Consider the following 21,304-nt stretch of genomic DNA (forward strand, 5'->3'; position numbering starts at 1 on the left):
GATCATGGCATGGCATACCTGGTGGCTGTTTGCGGCCACCGTCTTCTTCATTTCGGCATCGCCCGGCCCCAACATGCTCCACGTCATGACGCGCAGCATCGAACATGGCCTGGCGCCGACGATCTGGGCGATGCTGGGCTGTTTTTCGGCCGTGGTCTGCCTCTTGGCGGCTTCGGCGGCGGGGCTGACCGCGCTGTTGGTGGCGATCCCGGCAGCCTTTGCGGTGCTGAAACTGGCGGGCGCGGCCTATCTGATCTGGCTGGGGTACAAGGCGTGGATTGCTCCGGTGGCGGACCACGATGATGGCGATGCGGTGGTGGCCGGGCCGGGGCCTTCGCGCTGGCGGCTGTTTCGCAATGCCTTTTCGGTCAGCATCAGCAATCCCAAGGCGCTGGTGTTTGCCGCCGCGTTCCTGCCGCTGTTTCTCGATCCCACGCGGCCGCAGATCGGCCAGTTCGCGGTGATGATCGCCACGTTCGGCGTGATCGAATTCTCGTGGTATTTCACGTATGCGCTGGGTGGGCGCGGGCTGGCGGGGTGGTTGCGCAGCCCGGCGCGGCGGCGGCTGTTCAACCGGGTGACCGGCGGCGTGTTTGTGGTGTTCGGGCTGGCGATCGCCGGAACGCGGGCGTGAGCCTGATCGATCTGGCGCAGATCGGCGCGCGCGCCGGGGCGTCGCTGATCGCGCGGGGGCAGAGCGTGGCGGTGGTCGATGGTGCCACCGGCGGACTGATTTCGGCGGGATTGCTGGCCATGCCCGGTGCTTCGGCGTTCTATCGGGGCGGCGGGATCATCTATACACTGAAAGGACGCCGGATCGTGCTAGGGCACGAACCGGGCAGCTTGCGTGGGCTGACGTCGGCCACACAAGCCTATGCCCTGGCCCAGGCTGACCTGATCCGCGCGCGCTACGGCGCCGACTGGGGTTTGGCCGAAACCGGCGCCGCCGGGCCGGGCAAGCATCCGCTGGGCGTGGCATCGGGCACCAGCGCGATTGGCCTGGCCGGGCCGGACGGTTTTACCGCCGCGATCACCGTCGAAACCGGCAGCGAAGACCGGCTGGCCAACATGCAGGCCTTTGCGCGCGCGGCGCTACTGTTGCTGGCAGACACCCTGGCCTGATGTGCAAATCCTCCCCGTGCCGGGGAGGATTTGCGCTTTACCAGCGTTTGGACCAGTCGGGCAGGGTGCCGACGCGGGTTGCGTGCACGACGCCGAACCGGCGGCGGCGCAGCCACAGCACGGACCAGTCGCCGCGCGTCATCCGCGCGGCCAGTCGTAGACCGGCCCGCGCATAGGCGGCGCGCACGGCGGGTTCTTGCGTGGTCAGCAGGCCCGACAGCAGCACGCTGCCACCCGGCGCGACGGCGGTGGCAAAGGCCGGGGCCAGTTCGACCAGTGGCCCGGCCAGGATATTGGCGATCAGCAAGTCATAGGGCGCACTCGCCGACAGCAGCGGGTGGTCCATGCCGGCGGCGATGACCATCGCCATGCGGCCCGGGCCATCGCCCAGCCGCACGCCATTGGCATCGGCATTGCGCGCGACCACCGGGCCGCACACCGCATCGATATCGCTGGCGATCGCGCGCGCGCGCGGCCACAGATGCAGTGCGGCAAACGTCAGCAGCCCGGTGCCGGTGCCGATATCGGCCAGATTGCGCACCACCACGCCGCATCGCTTCATCGTTGCCAGCATGGCCAGGCACCCTGCCGTGGTGGCATGCTGGCCGGTGCCGAACGCCTGGCTGGCGGGAATTTCGAAATCGCGAATGCCCGGCTGGCCCAGCGGCGCATGGTCGGGGGTGTGGACATGGAACGGCCCTTCGCGGATCGGCTCGATGCCCGACTGGCTGAGCGTCACCCAGTCGGTCGGCGGTAGATGCTCGATCACCGGTTTGGGCGCCTGATCGCCAAACAGCGCGCGCATTGCCGCCAGATCGCGCCGCGCGGGCTTGTGCGACAGCCATGCCTCCAATTGCCAGTCGTCGGGGCGATCGGGGGCAATTTCGCTGCCGGCCAGAATGATCTCCGGGTCCCAGTCGTAGGCGTCTTCATGCGCCAGCAGCGCGGCCTGGATGGTTTCGCGCGGGGCCAGGAAGGTTACCTTCCAGGCCTCTTCCGACCCGGATTCGACTGGGTCTGCATTATCGGACATGGCTTGCTCCATTGGCGTCGATCACCGCGCCGGTCATGCTGGCCGGGGCGTCGAGCGCGCAGAACGCGGCGATACGCGCAATTTCTTCGGGACTGGCCACGCGGCCCAGCGGGATCTGCGCGGCCAGCGCGGCGGGATCGTTGGCGGCCAGATAGTCTGCCGCCATGTCGGTGGCGACAAAGCCGGGCGAGACGGCATAGCTCAAAATGCCCTGATGGGCATAGCTGCGCGCCAGTGTCTTGTGCAGCGCAACCATGCCGCCCTTGGCTGCGGCATAGTGCCAATGGTCGGGGCTGTCGCCACGATGCGCCGCGCGGCTGGCGATATGGACGATCCGCCCGCCGCGTGCGCCCGCCTGCCAGTGGCGCACCGCCAGCCGCGACAATTGCGCCGCTGCTGTCAGGTTGATGCGCAAGCTTTCTTCCCATGCGTCAAGCCAGGCAAAGTCGGACGCAGTGATCGGATTGTCGGCAAACAGCCCGGCGTTGTTGATCAGCACGTCGATCCGCCCGCCCGCCTGGGCCAGTGCGGCGTCCCACAAGGCGTGCGCCGCGCCGGGGTCGCCCAGATCGGCGCCGATCGTGTCGGGCCCGGCCGTGCGTCCATGGCCGATCACCATGGCACCGCGTTGGCGCAAGGCCGTGGCGATCGCCGCACCGATCCCGCGTGTCGATCCGGTCACCAGCACAATGGGGATTGTCTCGTTCATCCCGGCGCCTTAGTCCCGCCGCTGACCACCCGCAACCGTGCAGCCTGTCATACCTATGCATGTTACACTGCAGCACAGGTTGCGCGATGCGGCATTTCGACTAATACGAATCGCGCTTGATGTCCCGGCTGAATGGGTTTGGCCGCGACAACCGTTCGGCTTTTGAGGAGTTTTCATGGCGCAGGCACGCAGCAACCGGCCCATTTCGCCGCATCTTCAGATCTGGCGCTGGGGCCCCGCCATGCTGGTCTCGATCCTGCACCGGGTTACCGGCAACGGGCTGGCCTTTGCCGGGCTGGGCCTGCTGCTGTGGTGGGTCGGTGCCATCGCGGGCGGCGAACAGAGCTATCTGACGTTCACCCAATATGTCTGGACTGGCACCGGTCCGTGGCTGTCGTCGTGGACCGCGATCTTGGGCAAGCTGGTGCTGATCGGCCTGACCTGGGCCTTCTTTCAGCATCTGGCCACCGGCCTGCGCCATTTCGTGCTGGATATCGGGGCCGGATATGAATTGCATGCCAACGCGCGCTGGTCGGTGCTGACGCTGGTGTTCTCCGTGCTCGCCACGGCCCTGTTCTGGGCCTTCGTGCTGACGTCACACTGATCCTGCGGACAAGAGGTTTTTATGGGTAATGGTACTTCCATCGGCCGTGTCCGGGGGCTGGGTTCCAGTCATCAGGGTACGCATCACTGGCTTGCGTCGCGTCTGACGGCGGTCGGCAATCTGATCCTGCTGCCGTATCTGCTGATCAGCCTGCTGCTTTTGCCGAGCTATGACTTTGCGTCGGTCCATGGCTGGGCGGCCCAGCCGGTCGCCGCCACCGCGCTGATCCTGACTTTCATCAACACGTTCTATCACGCACGCCTCGGCGTGCAGGTGATGCTGGAAGACTATGTGCACGAAGCGCCGGGCAAGCTGCTTGCCTGGGTCTTCGTCAATTTCGTGCCCTTCGCGGGTGCCGCGTTCGGTGTGATTTCGGTCATCCGCATTGCCCTGGGAGGCGCTTGAGCCATGACTGCCGCATACAAGATCATTGACCATACGTATGACGTGGTGGTGGTGGGGGCCGGCGGTTCGGGCCTGCGCGCGACGATGGGCGCGGCCCAGGCCGGATTGCGCACCGCCTGCATCACCAAAGTGTTCCCGACCCGGTCGCACACTGTCGCCGCACAGGGCGGGATTGCCGCATCGCTGTGCAACAACACCCCCGATCACTGGCAATGGCACATGTACGACACCGTCAAGGGGTCGGACTGGCTGGGCGACCAGGACGCGATCGAATATATGGTGCGCGAAGCACCTGCGGCGGTCTACGAGTTGGAACACGCCGGCGTTCCGTTCAGCCGCAACGCCGACGGCACGATCTATCAACGCCCGTTTGGCGGCCATATGCAGAACATGGGCGAAGGCCCGCCGGTGCAGCGCACGTGTGCCGCCGCCGACCGTACCGGCCATGCCATGTTGCACGCGCTCTATCAGCAATCGCTGAAATACGACGCGGACTTCTTCATCGAATATTTCGCCATCGACCTGATCATGGAAAACGGCGTGTGCCGGGGCGTGGTCGCGCTGTGCATGGATGATGGTTCGATCCATCGCTTCCGTTCGCATTCGGTGGTGCTGGCCACCGGCGGCTATGGCCGCAGCTATTTCACCGCGACATCGGCGCATACCTGCACCGGCGACGGCGGCGGCATGGTGCTGCGCGCCGGGCTGCCGCTGCAGGACATGGAATTCGTGCAGTTCCATCCCACCGGCATCTATGGCGCGGGCGTGCTGATTACCGAAGGCGCGCGCGGCGAAGGCGGCTATCTGACCAATTCCGAAGGCGAGCGGTTCATGGAACGCTATGCCCCTTCGGCCAAGGATCTGGCCAGCCGCGATGTCGTGTCGCGATCGATGGCGCTGGAAATCCGCGAAGGGCGCGGCGTGGGTCCGCACAAGGACCACATTTATCTGCACCTCGACCATATCGATCCCAAAGTGCTGGCCGAGCGTCTGCCGGGCATCACCGAAAGCGGCAAGATCTTTGCCGGGGTCGATCTGACGCGCCAGCCTTTGCCGGTGGTGCCGACGGTGCATTACAACATGGGCGGCATCCCGACCAATTATCACGGCGAAGTCGTCACCATTGGTGCCGACGGCAACCCGGAAACGATTGTGCCGGGTCTGTTCGCCGTGGGTGAGGCGGCCTGCGTGTCGGTGCACGGCGCCAACCGTCTGGGCTCCAACTCGCTGATCGATCTGGTGGTGTTTGGCCGCGCCACCGGCCTGCGCCTGAAGGAACTGATCAAGCCCGGTTCCAACCACGCAGCGCTGCCCCAGGACAGCGCCGATCTCGCGCTGACCCGGCTCGACCATTTCCGCAACGCCAAGGGCGGTTCGCCCACCGCGCAGATCCGCACCGAAATGCAGCGTACGATGAGCCAGCACGCCGCCGTGTTCCGCACCGACGAGCTGATGGCCGAAGGCAAAGTCAAACTTGCCGCGACGTATGAGCGGATGCAGGATATCGGCGTGTCCGATCGTTCGCTGATCTGGAACTCGGACCTGATCGAAACGCTGGAACTCGACAACCTGATCAGCCAGGCCGCTGTGACCATGCACAGCGCGTTCAACCGCAAGGAAAGCCGCGGCGCCCACGCGCACGAGGATTTCCCCACCCGCGACGACGCCAACTGGATGAAGCACACCGCAACCTGGTTCAACGGCTGGGGCGGGCAGGGCGGCGAGATCCGCATCGATTATCGCCCGGTGCACGAATATACGCTGACCGACGACGCGACGTACATCAAGCCAAAGGCGCGCGTGTACTGATCGGCGGTTCAGGTGATGCATTCCGGGGCCGGGGTGGTGACACCCCGGCCCTTTTTGCTTGTCGCGGGCGCGTAAAGCGCCGATGCGGTTGGCCATTGGATGGGGGCGCCCGGTTGTTGGCGCGGGGTTGGAGTGGTTCATGGCCGACGACGATTATGTCTATGACGAAGAAACCGGCGAATGGATGGCAGCATCCGATTTGGCCGCGCGCAACGCGGCGGCCGATCGTGTGGACGTGCGCGATGCGGTGGGCAACCTGCTGACCGATGGCGACCAGGTCACGCTGATCAAGGATCTTGAGGTCAAGGGCGCCGGACAGACGCTCAAGCGCGGCACGCTGATCAAATCGATCCGACTGACCGGTGACTCGCAGGAAATCGACTGCCGTTTCGACGGGATCAAGGGTCTGGTGCTGCGTGCCGAATTTGTGAAAAAGCGGACCTAAAGCACAATGCGTTTAATCTGAGACGCATCATGCTTTAGGAGTCTTTGTTTTCGCATCGTTTATTGCAAAAAACCGGTACCCACTTTTTTGCACGATGCTCTAATCAATTCGCTCGCTCAGTTTTTGGCGGGCGCGACATAGGGCCGGATGCGGCAGCCGCGCGCTTTGGCATAGCCTTTGAGATAGGCGCGGCGGACACTGCCGGCATAAAGATAGAGCGCGCGGTGTGCCTCGGCGGCGTTGGCGCCGCTGATCTCGCGAATGACGCCATCGAACGGGATCAGGCTGCCAACGACCGATCGCGCGGTGCCGCCAACGGCACGGTCGCGCTTTTGCTCGGCACTGGGCAATGTGCGTTCATCGATGTCCGGCCCCAGCACGGCATTCAGATCGGCCACCGCCAGGTTCAGGCTGCTGCACAGGCCCTTGCCCGGAATAGTGTAAGGATGGGCCTGCGCCGCCTCGAGCACCGGGGCCACTTTGTCCTTGTCCTTGCGCAAGTTGAGATCGTCGGCCGGCTTGGCCGCAATATCGCCCGCCGTTACGGTCTGTGGCGCTGCCGCAGTCTGGGCCGATAGCTGGCCTGGTCCGGCTAAGACGAGGATCGTGCCGACAAGGGCCTGGGCGAAAGGGTGGATTTGCAACGGCATGGCGCAACATACCATGGCTGGCGCCAATCGTCCGATAGAAAACGTGCTGTAAGTGTCTGACTCAAAACACGCGAAACCCGCCTGGCTGGCCCGTGCAACCGAGGCTAAGGGATTATACGCTCAGTAATATTCCTCAGTTTCCGGCGCTAGGTCGAATCCCTCGGTAATTAACCACGATGCGTAACAATCCAGCTTCCACAGACAGTTGTCGAAAGGAACGGGTTATGAATTGGGGGTTGGCAAATGGCGCGGACATGCTGCGCTTCGGACGGCGCGAAGGCACCGATCATGCTGACAGCGGGGGCGATACCGGGGTCTTGTCGGGCGCGACCGCGTTCGATTGTCTGCGCACCAGCGCGAATGTCATCGTGGTCCATCTGATCGAGCAGGATGTCGGCCTGCGGGCCAATATCGCCCGCCGCCTGTTCGGTCTGGGGTTCCATGCCGAAATCTATACCGGCACACGCGAATTCGCCGAATTTGCACCGAGCGACGGGATCGTGCTGATCGACGACGCCAATCATTCGGGCGGTTTGATCGGCATGATCAGCGAACTCGATGCGGTCGGTACCGGGCTGCCGATCATCGCCTTTTGCGACAAACCGACGATTGCCGGGGTGGTCGCCGCGATGCGCGCGCGCGCCGTCAATTACCTGCCGCTCGATGTCAACGACGCGACGCTGGCCGATGCGATCGCCGCAGCCTATCACGAAGGCGAACAGAAGCGGTCGTTCCTCGCCAAAGTCGCCACGTGCGGCAAGATGATCGCGCATCTTTCGCCGCGCGAACGTCAGGTGCTGGAATTGCTGGTCGAGGGCGAAAGCAACAAGGGCATGGCCCGCGTGCTGGGGCTTAGCCCGCGCACCGTGGAAATCCACCGCATGAAATTGATGGGCAAGCTTGGCGCGCGGTCGCCCGCACAGGCGGTGAAGATCTGGTGCGCCGCCAATCTGGCGGCATGACCTGGCGGACCCCGCTGCACAGGCGGGGTCCGCAATGGTGTGATTAACCGGTCTTGCCGCAGAATTTGGCCAGACCGTTCAGGCTGGCGGCGGCGTTGGCGGTTGAAAATTCGATCACCTTGTTGTCGCCGACTACCGCCAGCGCATCGGCTTCCATCAGGCTGGCCAGATCGTGGGCCGACAGCACATGGCCCCGGCCCGGTGCATCGTCGCTGTCGACCATGAATGCCGCCAGACGCTGCCCCGCGCGATAGATTTCGACCAGTTTGCCGTGGCGTTCAAAGTCGCGGATAAAGGCATTGGTACGGGTCAGCGTCGCATCGTCGGTCGCGGCAGGGTTTATCCCCACGTCGAGATGCGCATAGAGTTGACGGTCGGCGCACGAAACGCCGATGCGAAAGCTGGCGGCGGCATTGGCGGGGTGATTGGTGGTGCTGGTATAGGCTTCGGCGCGGCCTTTGACATAGGCCGAAAGACCCGCATGGAATGCCAGTCGCCAGGGTTTCAGTTCCTGCGCGGCGGCGTCATCGCGGCGGCTTTCGATCAGGCGGGTGGCCACGTGATGTGGCACCGCACGGCACGTCATGGCACCGATCGCGCGCGTCGATCCCGCTCCGGTAAAGCTGTAACTGTGCGTTCCGGCGCGGATGACAAAGCTTTGCGCGGTATTGAGCACGTCGAACTGTTTTTCGCTCAGATAGGCGGCGGCAAACTCGGCCTGGCCGTGAAACGTGCTGTGGCCGCGATCTTCGGGATAGATGTCGAATTGCGCCGACAGCGTCGGCGCATGGGTGCTGATCATCAGTTTGGCACCGGGGTTGCGGAACAGCGCGACAAGCTCGGCATTGCGCGGCGTGTGCGCGGCGCCAAAGATCAGGCGATGCGATGCCGGATCGAACGGATCGCACTGCATGCCGGCAAAAACGCCGGGTTCGCCATTGCCCGCACCCACGGCGGCCAGTTGCCCATTGTCCTGCACGGTCCAGCTTGCCGCCATCAGCCCCGGGCGACTGTCGATCCGGGCGATGCTCTGCGCGCCGGGATCGTCGTTCGGCCGGGCATTGGCGAGGCCGGGTGCCAACGCACCCCACACCATCAGCGCGGCCAGCGTACGCCCGCGCAGGTGCCGCCTTACATTGCGTGTCATCGCTCAACTCCAGCAAGTTTCTCCACGTTCGCTGGTTGGCCCACGCGTGGTTAAGGGTTGTGGTAAAGGGCCAGCCGGTTCATTCCGTTGGCGGGCGTTAGAAACCGCGTAACCGTTGGCAAATTGCGATGTGCGGCGTTAACCCGGCAGCAACCGTTTGGTCCTGATCGGCGGCTGAAGCCAAAAGGAAGCTTGCGTCAGTCCGTGCCATTTGTCAGGCAGGATACACGACGCAAAACGGTTGCGGTCGGGCGACGGGACCGGGCAATGGTTTTTGGGCAAATGGGGGCACAAGCGCGCGCGGCCATCGGGTCGTGGGTGCGCCCGGCATTTGCGCTGGTCGCCACGCTGATCCTGGCGGGGGGCGGGCCGGGCCCGGTGCAGGCCGCACGGCCCGCACCGGCGGCAGTGTCCGCGCCGCGCGACAATGCGATCGAGACGGCCCTGCGCCATCATATCGAAACGCTGGCCAGCGACGAATTTGCCGGGCGTGAACCGGGCACTGACGGTGAAACCATGACCTTGCGCTATCTTGCGCGGCAATGGTTCGACATCGGCATGGTCAGCGGCACCAACGATCCCGGCAATGCCTGGTTCGCACCGGTCGAAGTGGTCGAACGCACGCCGCAGGGCAGCCGCGCGGCGTTTCAGCATGGGCGGCATCATGTCGCGATCGAGGCCGATGGCGTGTTCGTAATCACCTCGGGGTTGCGCAGCCTGATCGAGGATGCGCCGCTGGTGCTAGTCGGGCGCGATACCGTGCCCGAGGCCGCGCGCATCGAACTGGCCGGGCGGATCGCGGTGATTTTCGACAGCCAGACCGGCGTCCAGGGCCTGCCGGGCGACGATCGGGCCGGGCGCCTGCTCGATGCCGGGGCGGCGGCGGTGATCACCGTGCTCGACGGTACCCGCACGCTCGACGATGTTGCGGCGCGGCGGCGGCGGCCCGGTTATGCGCTGGTCGGGCAGAAACTGGGTGGTGATCTGCAGGCCTATGTCTCTCCCGCTGTCGCCGAAACCTTGTTCGAAGCAGCCGGAGTGGGCAAACTGGCATCGTTGCGTCAGGCGAGCGACGCGGCGGGCTTTGCTCCGCGTCCGATCGGCCTGACCGGGACGCTGGAGGCGACGACCACTGAAACGCGCATCCACACCCACAACCTGATCGGCAAGCTGCCGGGTCGGCGGCACGATCTGGGCGCGGTGCTGCTGGTGGCGCATTGGGACCATTTCGGGCGTTGTGCCGATCCGCCTGCCGAACACCTGATCTGCAACGGCGCGGTCGACAATGCCAGCGGCCTGGCCGTGATCACCGAGGCCGCGCGCGCGCTGTCGAGCGGTCGCCCGCTCGATCGCGATATCTATTTCCTGGCCACCACGGGCGAGGAACTGGGCCTGCTGGGCGCGCAGGCGTTTGCCGAAAACCCGCCTTTGCCGCTCGATTCGATCATGGCGGTGCTCAATGTCGATTCGACCGGGCTGGTCGGGCCTGGGCTGCCGGTCAGTGTGATCGGCGCGGGGATGACCGATCTCGACGACAGTATCGCGGTCGTGCTCAGGGCGATGCACCGGCGCCAGGTCGCGGGCACCGCCGCCAATGCCTTTGTCCGCCGCCAGGACGGCTGGGCGTTCATTCAGCACGATGTCCCCGCCGTGATGGTGTCGAGCGCCTATTCGGACCCGGCGCGGCTGGAAAAATTCATGGACGAGCGGTATCACCGCCCGACCGATGTGGCATCGCACGTGGAATATGGCGGTATGGTCGAAGATGTCGCCTTGCAGGTGGAACTGGCGCGCTATTTTGCCGATGTGCACCGCTTTGCCGGTCCGCCCGTGCCGCGTCAGGATGGCCCGGTGCGCTGATATCGGCCGTGTCGATATTCCTCCCGGCCCAACGATGGGACGCGTGAACCGAAAGCAAAATGACGGGTAGCGTAATGCGCCCGGCTTGATTACATGGGCCGCCACGATTCCCCCCGGACAGAAAGTGGCAGCCGTGATCGATATCCCCCTTGGCCTTACCTATGACGATGTGCTGTTGCGCCCGGGGGCGTCCGACCTGCTGCCCAGCCAGGCCGATACCCGCACCCGGCTGACCCGGTCGATCCCGCTCAATATTCCGGTGCTATCTTCGGCGATGGACACCGTGACCGAGGCCGACATGGCGATTGTCATGGCTCAGCTTGGCGGAATCGGCGTGCTGCACCGCAATCTGACGGTCGAGGAACAATCCGCCGCCGTGCGCGCGGTAAAGCGGTTTGAAAGCGGCATGGTGGTCAATCCGATCACGATCGCCCCCGATGCCACGCTGGGCGAGGCGCAGAGCCTGATGCGCCATCACCGCATCAGCGGCATTCCGGTGGTGGAAAGTTCGGGCCGGCTGGTCGGCATCCTGACCAACCGCGATGTGCGCTTTGCCGACAACCCGCTGCAGCCGGTGCGCGAACTGATGACCCAGGAGAATCTGGCGACCGTGCGGCTGGGCACCAATGGCGACGAGGCGCGCCGCCTGCTGCACCAGCGCCGGATCGAAAAGCTGCTGGTGGTTGACGAGCAATACCGCTGCATCGGGCTGATCACGGTCAAGGATATCGAAAAGGCGGTCAATTACCCCAACGCGACCAAGGATGCCGCCGGGCGCCTGCGCGTGGCGGCGGCAACCACGGTGGGCGAAAAGGGGCTGGAACGCACCCGCGCGCTGATCGAGGCCGAATGCGACGTGATCGTGATCGACACCGCGCATGGCCACAATGCCGATGTCGCGCGCGCGGTCGAACTGGCGAAAAAGCTGTCGAACGACGTGCAGGTGATCGCGGGCAATGTTGCCACTGCCGAAGCCACCCGCGCGCTGATCGATGCCGGGGCCGATGGCGTGAAAGTGGGGATCGGGCCGGGATCGATCTGCACCACGCGCATTGTCGCAGGCGTCGGTGTGCCGCAATTGACCGCCGTGATGGAATGCGCCGAAGAAGCCGAAAAATCGGGCGTTCCGGTGATTGCCGATGGCGGCCTGCGCACATCGGGCGATGCGGCCAAGGCGCTGGCGGCGGGCGCGAGCACGATCATGATCGGATCGCTGTTGGCGGGCACCGAGGAAGCGCCGGGCGAAACCTTCCTCTATCAGGGCCGTGCCTATAAATCCTATCGCGGCATGGGCTCGGTGGGGGCGATGGCGCGCGGATCGGCCGACCGCTATTTCCAGCAGGATATCAAGGACCAGATGAAGCTGGTTCCCGAAGGCATCGAGGGGCAGGTGCCGTTCAAGGGCCCGGCCAAGGATGTCATCCATCAGTTGGTCGGCGGGATCAAGGCGGCGATGGGCTATACCGGCAGCGCGACGATCGCCGATCTGAAAGAACGCGCGCAATTCGTGCGGATCACCAATGCGGGCTTGCGCGAAAGCCACGTCCACGACGTGACGATCACGCGCGAGGCGCCCAACTATCCCACGCGCTGATCCACGCGCGTGAACCCGGCGGCGCGTGTCCAGGCGGCGATCGACGTGCTCGATGCGGTGATCGCGGCGGCGCGGGGGCAGGGCGCCTCGGCCGATCGCATTGCCGCCGACTGGTTTCGCGCGCGCCGCTTCGTCGGATCGAAAGACCGTCGCGCGGTCCGCGATCTGGTTTGGGACGCGATCCGTGTGTGCGGCGATATCCCCGTTTCGGGCCGGGCCGCGATGCTGCGCCTGGCGCAGGGCGATCCGGCGCTGGCCGCGCGGTTCGACGGATCGCGCTATGGCCCGGCACCGGTTGCGCCCGATGACAGCCCTGCCGAGGGCGGTGTCGCCCCGCGCTGGCTGAGCGATGCATTGGGCGCCAGCGGGCTTGATGCCGACGAACAGGCGGCGCTGTTGCAGCGCGCGCCGCTCGATATCCGCGCCAATCGCCTGCGCATCACGCGCGATGATCTGGCTGCGCGTCTGCCGGTGCCCGCCGAACCGGGCCCCGCGCCCGACAGCCTGCGGCTGCCCGCAGGCACGGCGGTCGAAACCTGGCCCGCCTTTGCCGATGGGCTGTTCGAAGTGCAGGATGCGGGCAGCCAGTTGGCCTGCGCGGCGCTGGCCGCGCAACCGGGAGAAGTGGTGGTCGATCTGTGCGCGGGTGGCGGCGGCAAGACGCTGGCGCTGGCGGCCGCGATGGCGGGAACCGGGCGGCTGATCGCGTGCGATATCGATCGTGCGCGCCTGTCACGCCTGCCCGACCGTGCGCAGCGGGCAGGTGCACATGTCGAATGCCGCCTGCTCGATGGCGGGCGCGAGCGCGATGCCTTGCGCGATCTGGTCGGTATGGTCGATGCGGTGCTGGTCGATGCGCCCTGTTCGGGCACCGGAACCTGGCGACGCAATCCCGAGGCGCGCTGGCGTCTGAGCCCGGCGGCGGTGGCGCGCTATGCCGCCACGCAGGCCCATGTGCTCGATTTGGCCGCCTCGCTGGTGCGGCCCGGCGGGCGGATCACTTTCATCACCTGTTCGCTGCTCGATGCCGAAGGGGCCGCCGGGGTCGAGGCCTTTCTGGCGCGCAAGCGCGACTGGCATGCGGCGCCCGTGGCTTCGCCGATCGGCCGTGCGCGGGGTCGGGGCTGGCGTTTCACCCCGGGGCATGACGGGACCGACGGGTTTTTCTTCGCAAACCTGGTTTGGTCATGATAATCGATGGTCTTATGCAAGCCGGGCAAGCCAGGAATAAGGGTTCGTTGGCGGGTTCCCCGGTACAGGAGTTGCTGATGCGCTATTTCCCCGCTGCCTTTGCCCTTTCGCTCGCATTGGCAGTGACCGGCAGCATGGGGCAGGCGCGGATGCTCGATCCGGTCGATCCGCGCGCTGCCGAATTGCTGGACAGCGGGCGGGCCGAACTGGCGCATGGGGATGTCGAGGCGGCAACCGATGCGTTTGAATCCGCGCTGACGGTCGATCCGGGCTATGCCGGGACGCTGGTTGCGCTGGGCGACGCCGCGCGCAAGGCCGGGCTGCAGGGCAAAGCGATCCACTATTACCGCGTCGCGCTCGAACGCGATCCCAACGATGTGACCGCGATTGCGGGCGAAGGCAGCGCGATGGCCGAAAAGGGCGCGCTCGACAAGGCGCGCGCCAATCTGGTCCGGCTGGAAGGGCTGTGCGGCAAGGGCTGCGCGGAAACCCGCGTCCTGACCGAGGCGATTGCCAAGGGCCCCACCGCCAAAGTGGTGTCGGCCGAGGCGGTCAAGCCGCAGCCGGTTGCCCAGTCCAATTGATGGGGCCCAACTGATAGGTATTGGTGCGTAGCCCGCGTTGACGGGGTGCCAAGCCCGCGTGTGCCATGGTCCAATTGCCCAGTCAGGCCTCTTGGACATTTGGCAATGAGCACGATTTCAGGCGCAACCGGCGCAATTTCGGCACTGACCGATTACTATCAGTCGCAAAGCGCGGGGTCTACCTCCGCCGGCAGCACCGGCACATCGTCGGGCGTGGCCCCGTTGGCGAGCGCGGTAATCAATCTGGTCGAGGACAATTCCACCAGTTCGTCGCTGGGCACGTTGCTGGGAACCGGATCGTCGTCGGCGACAGGCACGGCCAGCACATTGTCGACGCTGCTCAGCCTGGCCAACAGCACCGACAGCACCGGGACAAGCACGTCGGCAAGCAGCGCCGCCGGCCTGTTGTCTGCGGCGCTGGACAGCGGCAGCGCGGCCACCGCAGGCGGCCTGATCGCCGCGATCGACGGGCAGACATCCGCCGCCAGCAGCAGCACCAGCGCCTCCAGCCTGCTCAGCGATGTGACCGGGCAGACCGCCGGCAGTGCTTCGTCTGCCGATGCGGCCAGTCTGCTCGGCACGACCACCGGGCAGACCTCGGCCGCCAGCAGTTCGGGCGGGTTCAGCAGTTTGCTGAACGAACTGGCCAGTCCCAACGAAACCGCGAGCAGCAGTGCCGCAAGCGCGAAGGCGGACACGTCGTCCACATCGTCGACGTCCACCGGCACCACCAGCACCCAGCAACAGGCCATCATGAGTGCGCTGGCCGGGGCCTATACCCAAAGCCAGCAGAACCTCATGTCGTTGCTGGTCTAGGGTTTCACCCGCCCGGCGCGATCCGCAGCGCGTCCGTGCCGCTGTTGCCTTTGGCAAAATGGCGGATGATCCAGTCGCGCAACAGAAAGATCGTCGGGTCCGACAGGTCTTCGGCGTGGGTCTTCAGATAATAGGCATAGCCATCGGCGCCAACGCACGAAAACGGCATGACCAGATTGCCCGCGGCGATCTCGTCGGCAAACATGTCGATATCGGCCAGCACGACGCCGGTTGCCGCCATCGCATAGCGCACCGCCGAAAACGCGGTGTCGAACGCCAGCCCGCCGCCGGTATCGATGGCAAGCCGCTGCTGGTCGGCATAGGTGCTCCACAACAGCCCGCGCGGTTCGTTGTCGAGTTTGACGTGCAACAGTTCGGCATCGGCCAGAAACGCTTCGAGGGTCTTGCCCTGATGCACCGCCCAGGTCGCGGGCGAACACAGCGGCGCGACCCGCACCATCCACAACAGGTCGGTCACGCGGTCATCGACATTGGGCCGGTCGAACACGATTGCCATGTCGACATTGCCTTGCGGCGTGCCCGTCACGTTCGAGGTGGTGACATCGATGCGCACTTCGGGATGTTCCTGGCGGAACCCGTGGAGCAACGGCAGCGCTGTCTGATAGAGCAGCGAAGGCGGGATATGCAGCCGCAGCGGGCGGCTTTCGCTATCGCGGTTGCGCACCGTGTTGATGGTTTCTTCCAGCCGGTCGAGGCATTTGGCCACCACCGGCAACAGCACTTCGCCCGCCGGTGTCAGCCGCAGCCCGCTGGCCGAGCGTTCGAACAGCGGCTTGCCGATCAGGTCTTCCAGGCTGGACACGTGGCGGCTCATCGCCGATTGCGACACGGTCAGCGCCTGCGCCCCGGCGGTAAAGCTCAAATGGCGCCCGACCGCCTCAAACGCGCGCAACGCGTTCAGCGGCAGCCAGCGGCGGTTGATCTGATGATTGCTTGCGATTGTATCGCCTCCCGTGCGGCCAATGCGTGCGGTGCGCCTGTCATTGATCCAGGTCAATTGCCTTTGTGAATAGCGACTATCCTCCAGGTTCGCGATATTTCCCCTCACGAAAAATCGAATGGAGCCATGACATATTGGGATTCGCTGCGGGGGGCAGGCGCGTGTCATCTGCTGCGCAAGCAATCCGGGCGGGCAACTGTCCGGCACCAGCGTTTTCGATCAATCGTCTTGCCACAACCCAAAGGGGATACCTCAGGTGGATCTTGCCCAGATCAAAGCGGCGTTTGCCAGCCGCCGGCCCGGCCACAGCCTGCCGCAGGCGCTGTACAATGATCCGGCGATGTTCGAATTCGATCTTCACGCTGCCTATGGGCGTAGCTGGCTGCTGGCCGGGTTTACCTGCGAATTGCCCACCCCCGGCAGCTACAGCTCGATTCTGATCGGGCCGTGGCCAGTGCTGATCGTGCGCGGCCGGGATGGCCAGATCCGCGCGTTCCACAATTCGTGCCGCCATCGCGGCGCTGTCCTGTGCAAGGAAGGGCTGGGCCGGTCCCCCCGCATCGTGTGCCCCTATCACCGCTGGACGTACAATCTCGACGGCAGCCTGATGAGCGCGGCGCGCATGCCCGATGATTTCGACACCAGTGACCACGGCTTGCGCCCGGTGCACTGCGAAGTGGTGGCGGGCGTGATCTATATCTGCCTGGCCGACAACCCCCCGGCGTTCGGACAGTTTCGTGCCGAGATGGAAAAAGTGCTTGGCCCGCACGATCTGGAAAATGCCAAGATCGCGCACCAGGAAACGCTGGTTGAAAAGGCCAACTGGAAGCTGGTGCTCGAAAACGGGCGCGAATGCTATCATTGCCAGGGTTCGCACCCCGAACTGGCCAAGACCTTTCCCGCCGACATGAAGGCCTATTTCGACTTTGGCGGCGCCGATCATGCCGCCAAGTTCGAGGCACGCATGGCCGAAATCGGCCTGCCCAGCGGCCCGGTGGGCGAAGACTGGTGGCAGGCGACGCGCTTTCCGCTCAACCCCGGCATGATCTCGATGACCGTCGATGGCACGCCCGCGTCGAAAAAGCTGATGTGCAAGACGGGTGACGGCGACATCGGATCGCTGCGCTGGGCGCTCGAACCGCACCAGTTTGCCCACGCGACCGGCGAACTGGTGTTCTGTTTCAGTGCGATGCCGACCGGGCCGCGCGAAACGCTGGTGACCGCCAAGTGGCTGGTGCACAAGGATGCGGTCGACGGGGTCGATTACGACAGCACGACGATTGCCGAACCTTGGCACACCACCAATCTGCAGGACCGTGATCTGGCCGAAAACAACCAGGCCGGGGTCGACAGTCCGGGCTATACGCCGGGGCCCTATTCCGAAGAGGCCGAAGTGCTGGTGCTGCGGTTTGTCGACTGGTATTGCGCGCGCGCCGAAGAATACCTTGATGAACAGCTTGCGAAGGGTCTTGTGGATGCCGCATGACGCCGGGGTGCAATTCAGGCCCGAAACTCTGGCGATCACCAGCGGCTATGACCCGGCCAGCGCCAGCGGCGCGGCCAAGCCGCCGGTCTATCTGACCTCTACCTTTGTCTATGAAAGCGCGGCCCAGGCGCGCGACATTCACGAGGCCTATTTTCGCGGCAGCGGGCCGATGGCGGGGCAACCGGCCTATATCTATTCGCGCCTGTCGCATCCCAATCTGGCGATGCTCGAAACCCGGCTGGCGGCGATCGACGGGGCTGAACGCGCGGCGGTGTTTGCCTCGGGCATGGCGGCGCAAAGCGCGATCGCGCTGCAATATGTGCGCCCCGGCGACAGCGTGCTGCACAGCCGGCCGATTTATGGCGGCACCGACGGGCTGTACAACCAGTTCATGCCGCAATTTGGCGTGCATCCGGTGCATATCCTCGACGGGTGCGATGGCGATCATATCCGCGCGCAGGCCGATCTGGCGCTGGCACAGGGCCCGCTCGCGCTGATCGTGATCGAGACCCCGGCCAATCCCACTGCAGCGATCACCGATATCGCGCTGGTGGTGGCGATCGCCGACGAGATTGGCGCGCGCACCGGGCGCCGCCCGCTGGTGGTGTGCGACAACACCTTTCTGGCGCCGTTTGCGCAGCGCCCGATTGCGCTGGGGGTCGATCTGTCGATGACCTCGCTCACCAAATATTGCGGCGGGCACAGCGATCTGCTGGCTGGTGGGGTAAGCGGGCGCGCCGAAGTGATCGAGCCGTTGCTGCAATTGCGCACGACGCTGGGTAGCCATTGCGATCCGTTCACCTGCTGGCTGGTGCTGCGCAGTCTGGAAAGCGTGGCGGTGCGGTCCGAATGCGCGATGGCCAATGCGGTGCTGGTGGCGACATTCCTGCGCGATCATCCCAAAGTCGCAGGCGTGACATTCCTGGGCTTTCTGCCCGAGGGCAGTGTGCAGCGCGCGGTGTTCGATCGCCAGTGTCACGGCGCCGGATCGACGTTCTCGTTCCACCTCCACGGTGGCGAGGCCGAAGCGTTTCGCCTGCTCGATGCACTGCGGCTGGTCAAGCTGGCGGTCAGTCTGGGCGGGTCGGAAACGCTCGCCTGTCATTCGGCGACCACCACGCATTACAACGTTCCCGCCGAAGCGCGCGCCGCCGGCGGGATTACCGAAGGCACGATCCGGCTGTCGGTGGGGATCGAACATCCCGACGACCTGATCGCCGACTTCGCCCGGGCGCTGGAGCAAGTATGACGCGCAAGCACGATTCCCACGCGATTGACGGCAAGATTGCCGCGCCCGACGAAGCGCATGATGTGATCGTCGTCGGCGCCGGCCCCGCCGGGCTGACCGCCGCACTCGAAGCGGCCAGGGCCGGGCGGCAAGTGCTGTTGATCGACGAACATCCGGTGGCCGCGGCGCTGGCGGGCAGCGATGTGCCGCTGTGGTTTGGCGGACGTGCCACCGCTGCGTTGCAGGCGCCCGAACGCCTGATCGAAACGCTGGTCGAAACCGAACCGCTGATTGCCGAAGCGTTCGAGGCCGGGATCGATGTGCGGCTGGGCGTGACGGCATGGGGCCTGTGGCGCAACCGTGACGGATCGGCAGCTTTGCCCGAGGCGATGCTGGGCCTGGCCGACGGGCAACGTTCGTGGACGGCCGGGTATCGCACGCTGGTGCTGGCCACCGGTGCGCGCGACTGTGCCCTGCACTTTGCCGGATGGGATCAGCCCGGGGTGATGGGCGCGCTGGCGTTTCACACGCTGGTGGCGCGCTATGATGCCTTTGCCGGCACGCGCGTGGTGATCCTGGGATCGGGCGATCTGGCGCTGGAAACCGCTGCGCTGGCGCGATCGCGCGGCATTGCCGTGGCCGCCGTGATCGAAGTGCGGGCCACCGTGCAGGGCGATGCGGCGCATCACCCCGACATCGCGGTGTTGACCGGGCATCGCCTGTTGCGCGCCGAAGGCGGCATCGATGGGGTCGAACGCGTGGTCGTGGCCTCGCCCGATGGCGCCGAAAGCACGATCGCCTGCGACACCGTGATCCTGGCGATCGATGCGGTTCCGGCGATCGAACTGGCCGAAGTCGGGGGAAGCGCGGTGATCACCGACCCGCAGCGTGGCGGCGCGGTGACGCCGGTCGGCGCGGGCGAAGTGCTGCCCGGCGTATGGCTGGTCGGCGCAGCCACCGGCCTGATCGGATCGCGCGCACTGGCCGAGGCGCAGGCGCGCGCGGTGATGGCGCAGGCGCTGGGGCAGGTGGGCGAGGTTGCCCCGCTCGATCAGCCGTTCGACCGCATGGCCTATCGCGCCGACTGGTTGCGCGCGCTGGTGGCAACCAGCCCCGACACCACGATGGTTTGCCAGTGCGAAGAGGTAAGCCGGGCCGATCTGATCGGCGTGCAGCCGCCGGGCTATCTGCCGCGGCCCGAACGGTTGTGCGCACGTTCGCTGGGCACTTTGCTCGAAGACGGTCCGCCCGATGCCGAGCAGGTCAAGCGCCTGACGCGGGCGGGCATGGGGGTGTGCCAGGGGCGCCGTTGCCGCGAACAGGTTTCCCTGCTGCTGGCAATGGCCGCCAATCTGCCGCCCAAGTCGGCACCGCGCGGCAACTGGCGCGTGCCGGTGCGGCCGCTACCCCTGGCGGTGATGGCCGATCGCGACCACGCGGCGGCGATGGACGAAGGCTGGGACGTGTGGTTCGGGATCGATACGCAATGGATCCCCTATCGCGATATCGGCACGCCTGAAGAGGCGCGGCACATGGCGGAACTGGGCGGGAACATGCACCTGTGAGCGAACATTACGACGTCATCGTGATCGGTGCGGGGGTCACCGGGCTGTCTTCGGCATGGTGGCTGGCGCGCGACGGGCGCAGCGTGCTGGTGCTCGACAAAGGCGTGGTCGGGGCTGAAGCGTCAAGCCGCAACGGCGGCGGTGCCAGCCATTACCAGAGCCCGCTGTTCGCCGAAGAACAGCGGCTGTGGCCGATGATGGATGACTTGCTGGGCTATCCCACCGAGCATCAGCGCGAACGCGTGATCATCTCGGTCAACCAGCGCGAATTCGACCATTACAACTATATCGCCGACATGTGCACCGCGATGGGCTGGCCCGCCGACAAGATCGACGGCGACACCGCACGCGCGATGGTGCCGATCGCGGGCGACAATTGCCTGGGCGGAATTCACTTGCGTTTTGGCGGCCACGCCAATCCGCAACGCACGGTGCAGGCCTATGCCTGGGCGTTGCAGGATCTGGGCGGACGGGTGATCCAGCATTGCCCGGTGATCGGCATCGAAACGGTCGGCGGGCAGGTCAGCGCGGTCACCACGCCGCGCGGGCGGTTTACCTGCGGCGCGCTGGTGGTCGCGGCCGGGCCGCAGATTGCCGGGCTGCTGGCGCCGCTGGGTATCGAAGTGCCGCTGATGGCGGGACGTGCCGAAATGATCGTGACCGAGCCTGCGCCGTTGATGCGGCTGGGCGGGGTCGATGGCAACGGGCTTTATGGTCGCCAGACGATGCGCGGCAATCTGGCCTTTGGCGGCGGCCCGCACGAATGGATCGATACGCAACCCGAAGGCCCGCGCGCACGGCCGACCACGCCATTGTCGCGCAGTCTGGCGCGGCGGGTGGCAGAAATGTTCCCGCGCGCGGCCCATCTCAATGTCATCCGGTCGTGGGCCGGGATTGTCGAAAGCACCCCCGACGGGCGGCCCATTCTCGATCGGCTGGACAATCTGGTGATCGCCACGATGTCGGGCGTCGGGTTCGGCCTGTCCCCGGCCACGGGGCACGCGGTGCGCGATCTGGTGGTCGATGGCACCTGCAGCTTTACCGATATTGCCAAGCTGTCGCTGGCGCGGTTTGCCGGTCTTGCCCCCGATTGGCGCGAAACGGCGGGCTGGCTGCCGCTGGCGGCGGCGTAA

The 21,304-nt window shown here is 65.7% G+C and carries 21 protein-coding genes; 16 read left to right on the forward strand and 5 right to left on the reverse strand.

Translation table 11 applies throughout. The features are described 5' to 3' along the window. The first annotated feature begins 4 nt into the window (after window positions 1-4). Window positions 5-634, forward strand: coding sequence for a LysE family translocator (locus tag AQZ49_RS00720; protein WP_067611407.1), 630 nt, complete (start codon window positions 5-7; stop codon window positions 632-634). Further along, on the forward strand, window positions 631-1,122 hold the full coding sequence (locus tag AQZ49_RS00725; RefSeq protein WP_197410865.1) for a CinA family protein: 492 nt from the start codon (window positions 631-633) through the stop codon (window positions 1,120-1,122). Before AQZ49_RS00720 ends, AQZ49_RS00725 begins: the two co-directional genes overlap by 4 nt. A gap of 37 nt (window positions 1,123-1,159) precedes the next feature. Here AQZ49_RS00725 and AQZ49_RS00730 read toward each other — a convergent pair whose 3' ends face one another. Together AQZ49_RS00730 and AQZ49_RS00735 are read right to left on the reverse strand one after the other, a co-directional pair. Beyond that, window positions 1,160-2,155, reverse strand: a complete 996-nt coding sequence (locus tag AQZ49_RS00730) for a 50S ribosomal protein L11 methyltransferase (protein WP_197410866.1) — start codon at window positions 2,153-2,155, stop codon at window positions 1,160-1,162. Next, entirely contained in the window at window positions 2,145-2,864 is a 720-nt protein-coding gene (locus tag AQZ49_RS00735) for an SDR family NAD(P)-dependent oxidoreductase (RefSeq protein WP_067611411.1), read from the reverse strand. The genes AQZ49_RS00730 and AQZ49_RS00735 overlap by 11 nt, the downstream gene beginning before the upstream one ends. 175 nt (window positions 2,865-3,039) lie before the next feature. Between AQZ49_RS00735 and sdhC the strand changes: the two genes are divergently transcribed. The 4 genes from sdhC to AQZ49_RS00755 all read left to right on the forward strand — a co-directional run bounded on the left by sdhC (window position 3,040) and on the right by AQZ49_RS00755 (window position 6,127). Continuing rightward, window positions 3,040-3,468 (forward strand): succinate dehydrogenase, cytochrome b556 subunit, encoded by a 429-nt coding sequence (gene sdhC / locus AQZ49_RS00740; RefSeq protein ID WP_067611413.1) that lies wholly within the window; start codon window positions 3,040-3,042, stop codon window positions 3,466-3,468. A 21-nt stretch (window positions 3,469-3,489) separates the two neighbouring features. After that, a complete protein-coding gene (gene sdhD, locus AQZ49_RS00745; RefSeq protein ID WP_067611416.1) occupies window positions 3,490-3,873 on the forward strand; it encodes a succinate dehydrogenase, hydrophobic membrane anchor protein in 384 nt (127 codons plus the stop codon). Window positions 3,874-3,876: 3 nt separating this feature from the next. Beyond that, window positions 3,877-5,682 (forward strand): succinate dehydrogenase flavoprotein subunit, encoded by a 1,806-nt coding sequence (sdhA, locus tag AQZ49_RS00750; protein ID WP_067611419.1) that lies wholly within the window; start codon window positions 3,877-3,879, stop codon window positions 5,680-5,682. A 139-nt stretch (window positions 5,683-5,821) separates the two neighbouring features. Further along, window positions 5,822-6,127 (forward strand): alkylphosphonate utilization protein, encoded by a 306-nt coding sequence (locus AQZ49_RS00755; protein WP_067612490.1) that lies wholly within the window; start codon window positions 5,822-5,824, stop codon window positions 6,125-6,127. 116 nt (window positions 6,128-6,243) lie between these two features. On the opposite strand, the gene AQZ49_RS00760 is transcribed toward AQZ49_RS00755, so the two are convergent. Continuing rightward, on the reverse strand, window positions 6,244-6,777 hold the full coding sequence (locus AQZ49_RS00760; RefSeq protein ID WP_231738547.1) for a hypothetical protein: 534 nt from the start codon (window positions 6,775-6,777) through the stop codon (window positions 6,244-6,246). Between the two features lie 254 nt (window positions 6,778-7,031). Between AQZ49_RS00760 and AQZ49_RS00765 the strand changes: the two genes are divergently transcribed. Continuing rightward, the gene (locus tag AQZ49_RS00765) at window positions 7,032-7,739 is read left to right on the forward strand and encodes a response regulator transcription factor (protein WP_197410867.1); all 708 of its coding nucleotides are present in this window, start codon (window positions 7,032-7,034) and stop codon (window positions 7,737-7,739) included. Between the two features lie 43 nt (window positions 7,740-7,782). On the opposite strand, the gene AQZ49_RS00770 is transcribed toward AQZ49_RS00765, so the two are convergent. Then, the gene (locus AQZ49_RS00770) at window positions 7,783-8,886 is read right to left on the reverse strand and encodes a hypothetical protein (protein WP_067611426.1); all 1,104 of its coding nucleotides are present in this window, start codon (window positions 8,884-8,886) and stop codon (window positions 7,783-7,785) included. A gap of 267 nt (window positions 8,887-9,153) precedes the next feature. Here AQZ49_RS00770 and AQZ49_RS00775 point away from each other — a divergent pair, with 267 nt between their 5' ends. The 5 genes from AQZ49_RS00775 (at window position 9,154) to AQZ49_RS22030 (ending at window position 14,931) form a co-directional block, all read left to right on the forward strand. Next, window positions 9,154-10,746, forward strand: coding sequence for a M28 family metallopeptidase (locus tag AQZ49_RS00775; RefSeq protein WP_231738548.1), 1,593 nt, complete (start codon window positions 9,154-9,156; stop codon window positions 10,744-10,746). Window positions 10,747-10,882: 136 nt separating this feature from the next. Next, the gene (gene guaB, locus AQZ49_RS00780) at window positions 10,883-12,340 is read left to right on the forward strand and encodes an IMP dehydrogenase (protein ID WP_067612498.1); all 1,458 of its coding nucleotides are present in this window, start codon (window positions 10,883-10,885) and stop codon (window positions 12,338-12,340) included. A 9-nt stretch (window positions 12,341-12,349) separates the two neighbouring features. Next, the gene (locus tag AQZ49_RS00785) at window positions 12,350-13,531 is read left to right on the forward strand and encodes an RsmB/NOP family class I SAM-dependent RNA methyltransferase (RefSeq protein WP_067611428.1); all 1,182 of its coding nucleotides are present in this window, start codon (window positions 12,350-12,352) and stop codon (window positions 13,529-13,531) included. Window positions 13,532-13,608: 77 nt separating this feature from the next. Beyond that, window positions 13,609-14,115, forward strand: a complete 507-nt coding sequence (locus tag AQZ49_RS00790; protein ID WP_231738550.1) for a tetratricopeptide repeat protein — start codon at window positions 13,609-13,611, stop codon at window positions 14,113-14,115. A 105-nt stretch (window positions 14,116-14,220) separates the two neighbouring features. Beyond that, window positions 14,221-14,931, forward strand: coding sequence for a hypothetical protein (locus tag AQZ49_RS22030; protein ID WP_156428056.1), 711 nt, complete (start codon window positions 14,221-14,223; stop codon window positions 14,929-14,931). Window positions 14,932-14,935: 4 nt separating this feature from the next. Here the strand turns inward: AQZ49_RS22030 and AQZ49_RS00800 are convergent, their stop codons facing one another. Further along, complete coding sequence (locus AQZ49_RS00800) at window positions 14,936-15,949, reverse strand: LysR family transcriptional regulator (RefSeq protein ID WP_231738551.1); 1,014 nt, start codon at window positions 15,947-15,949, stop codon at window positions 14,936-14,938. 199 nt (window positions 15,950-16,148) lie between these two features. Here AQZ49_RS00800 and AQZ49_RS00805 point away from each other — a divergent pair, with 199 nt between their 5' ends. Genes AQZ49_RS00805 through AQZ49_RS00820 form a run of 4 tightly spaced genes read left to right on the forward strand, consistent with a single transcriptional unit; the run spans window position 16,149 to window position 21,304 of the window. Continuing rightward, complete coding sequence (locus AQZ49_RS00805) at window positions 16,149-17,378, forward strand: aromatic ring-hydroxylating oxygenase subunit alpha (protein WP_082701238.1); 1,230 nt, start codon at window positions 16,149-16,151, stop codon at window positions 17,376-17,378. Continuing rightward, window positions 17,368-18,627, forward strand: a complete 1,260-nt coding sequence (locus AQZ49_RS00810; RefSeq protein WP_067611436.1) for a cystathionine gamma-synthase family protein — start codon at window positions 17,368-17,370, stop codon at window positions 18,625-18,627. The genes AQZ49_RS00805 and AQZ49_RS00810 overlap by 11 nt, the downstream gene beginning before the upstream one ends. Next, window positions 18,624-20,171 carry an FAD-dependent oxidoreductase gene (locus AQZ49_RS00815; protein ID WP_067611437.1) on the forward strand — a complete coding sequence of 516 codons (1,548 nt, stop codon included), beginning with the start codon at window positions 18,624-18,626 and terminating at the stop codon, window positions 20,169-20,171. The genes AQZ49_RS00810 and AQZ49_RS00815 overlap by 4 nt, the downstream gene beginning before the upstream one ends. After that, window positions 20,168-21,304: an NAD(P)/FAD-dependent oxidoreductase gene (locus tag AQZ49_RS00820; protein ID WP_067611439.1), complete on the forward strand. Its 1,137-nt coding sequence runs from the start codon at window positions 20,168-20,170 to the stop codon at window positions 21,302-21,304. Before AQZ49_RS00815 ends, AQZ49_RS00820 begins: the two co-directional genes overlap by 4 nt.

This window comes from Novosphingobium sp. FSW06-99, assembly GCF_001519065.1.
In the GTDB taxonomy this organism is placed as follows: Bacteria; Pseudomonadota; Alphaproteobacteria; order Sphingomonadales; family Sphingomonadaceae; genus Novosphingobium.

Bases quoted from the DNA above. Each gene is read 5' to 3' on its own strand.
- AQZ49_RS00815 (WP_067611437.1), top strand. From the start codon at position 18,624: ATGACGCGCAAGCACGATTCCCACGCGATTGACGGCAAGATTGCCGCG.
- AQZ49_RS00765 (WP_197410867.1), top strand. From the start codon at position 7,032: ATGCTGCGCTTCGGACGGCGCGAAGGCACCGATCATGCTGACAGCGGG.
- AQZ49_RS00720 (WP_067611407.1), top strand. From the start codon at position 5: ATGGCATGGCATACCTGGTGGCTGTTTGCGGCCACCGTCTTCTTCATT.
- sdhD (WP_067611416.1), top strand. From the start codon at position 3,490: ATGGGTAATGGTACTTCCATCGGCCGTGTCCGGGGGCTGGGTTCCAGT.
- sdhC (WP_067611413.1), top strand. From the start codon at position 3,040: ATGGCGCAGGCACGCAGCAACCGGCCCATTTCGCCGCATCTTCAGATC.
- AQZ49_RS00810 (WP_067611436.1), top strand. From the start codon at position 17,368: ATGCCGCATGACGCCGGGGTGCAATTCAGGCCCGAAACTCTGGCGATC.
- AQZ49_RS00735 (WP_067611411.1), bottom strand. From the start codon at position 2,864: ATGAACGAGACAATCCCCATTGTGCTGGTGACCGGATCGACACGCGGG.
- AQZ49_RS22030 (WP_156428056.1), top strand. From the start codon at position 14,221: ATGAGCACGATTTCAGGCGCAACCGGCGCAATTTCGGCACTGACCGAT.
- AQZ49_RS00760 (WP_231738547.1), bottom strand. From the start codon at position 6,777: ATGCCGTTGCAAATCCACCCTTTCGCCCAGGCCCTTGTCGGCACGATC.
- AQZ49_RS00755 (WP_067612490.1), top strand. From the start codon at position 5,822: ATGGCCGACGACGATTATGTCTATGACGAAGAAACCGGCGAATGGATG.
- AQZ49_RS00770 (WP_067611426.1), bottom strand. From the start codon at position 8,886: ATGACACGCAATGTAAGGCGGCACCTGCGCGGGCGTACGCTGGCCGCG.
- AQZ49_RS00775 (WP_231738548.1), top strand. From the start codon at position 9,154: ATGGTTTTTGGGCAAATGGGGGCACAAGCGCGCGCGGCCATCGGGTCG.
- AQZ49_RS00730 (WP_197410866.1), bottom strand. From the start codon at position 2,155: ATGTCCGATAATGCAGACCCAGTCGAATCCGGGTCGGAAGAGGCCTGG.
- AQZ49_RS00790 (WP_231738550.1), top strand. From the start codon at position 13,609: ATGCGCTATTTCCCCGCTGCCTTTGCCCTTTCGCTCGCATTGGCAGTG.
- sdhA (WP_067611419.1), top strand. From the start codon at position 3,877: ATGACTGCCGCATACAAGATCATTGACCATACGTATGACGTGGTGGTG.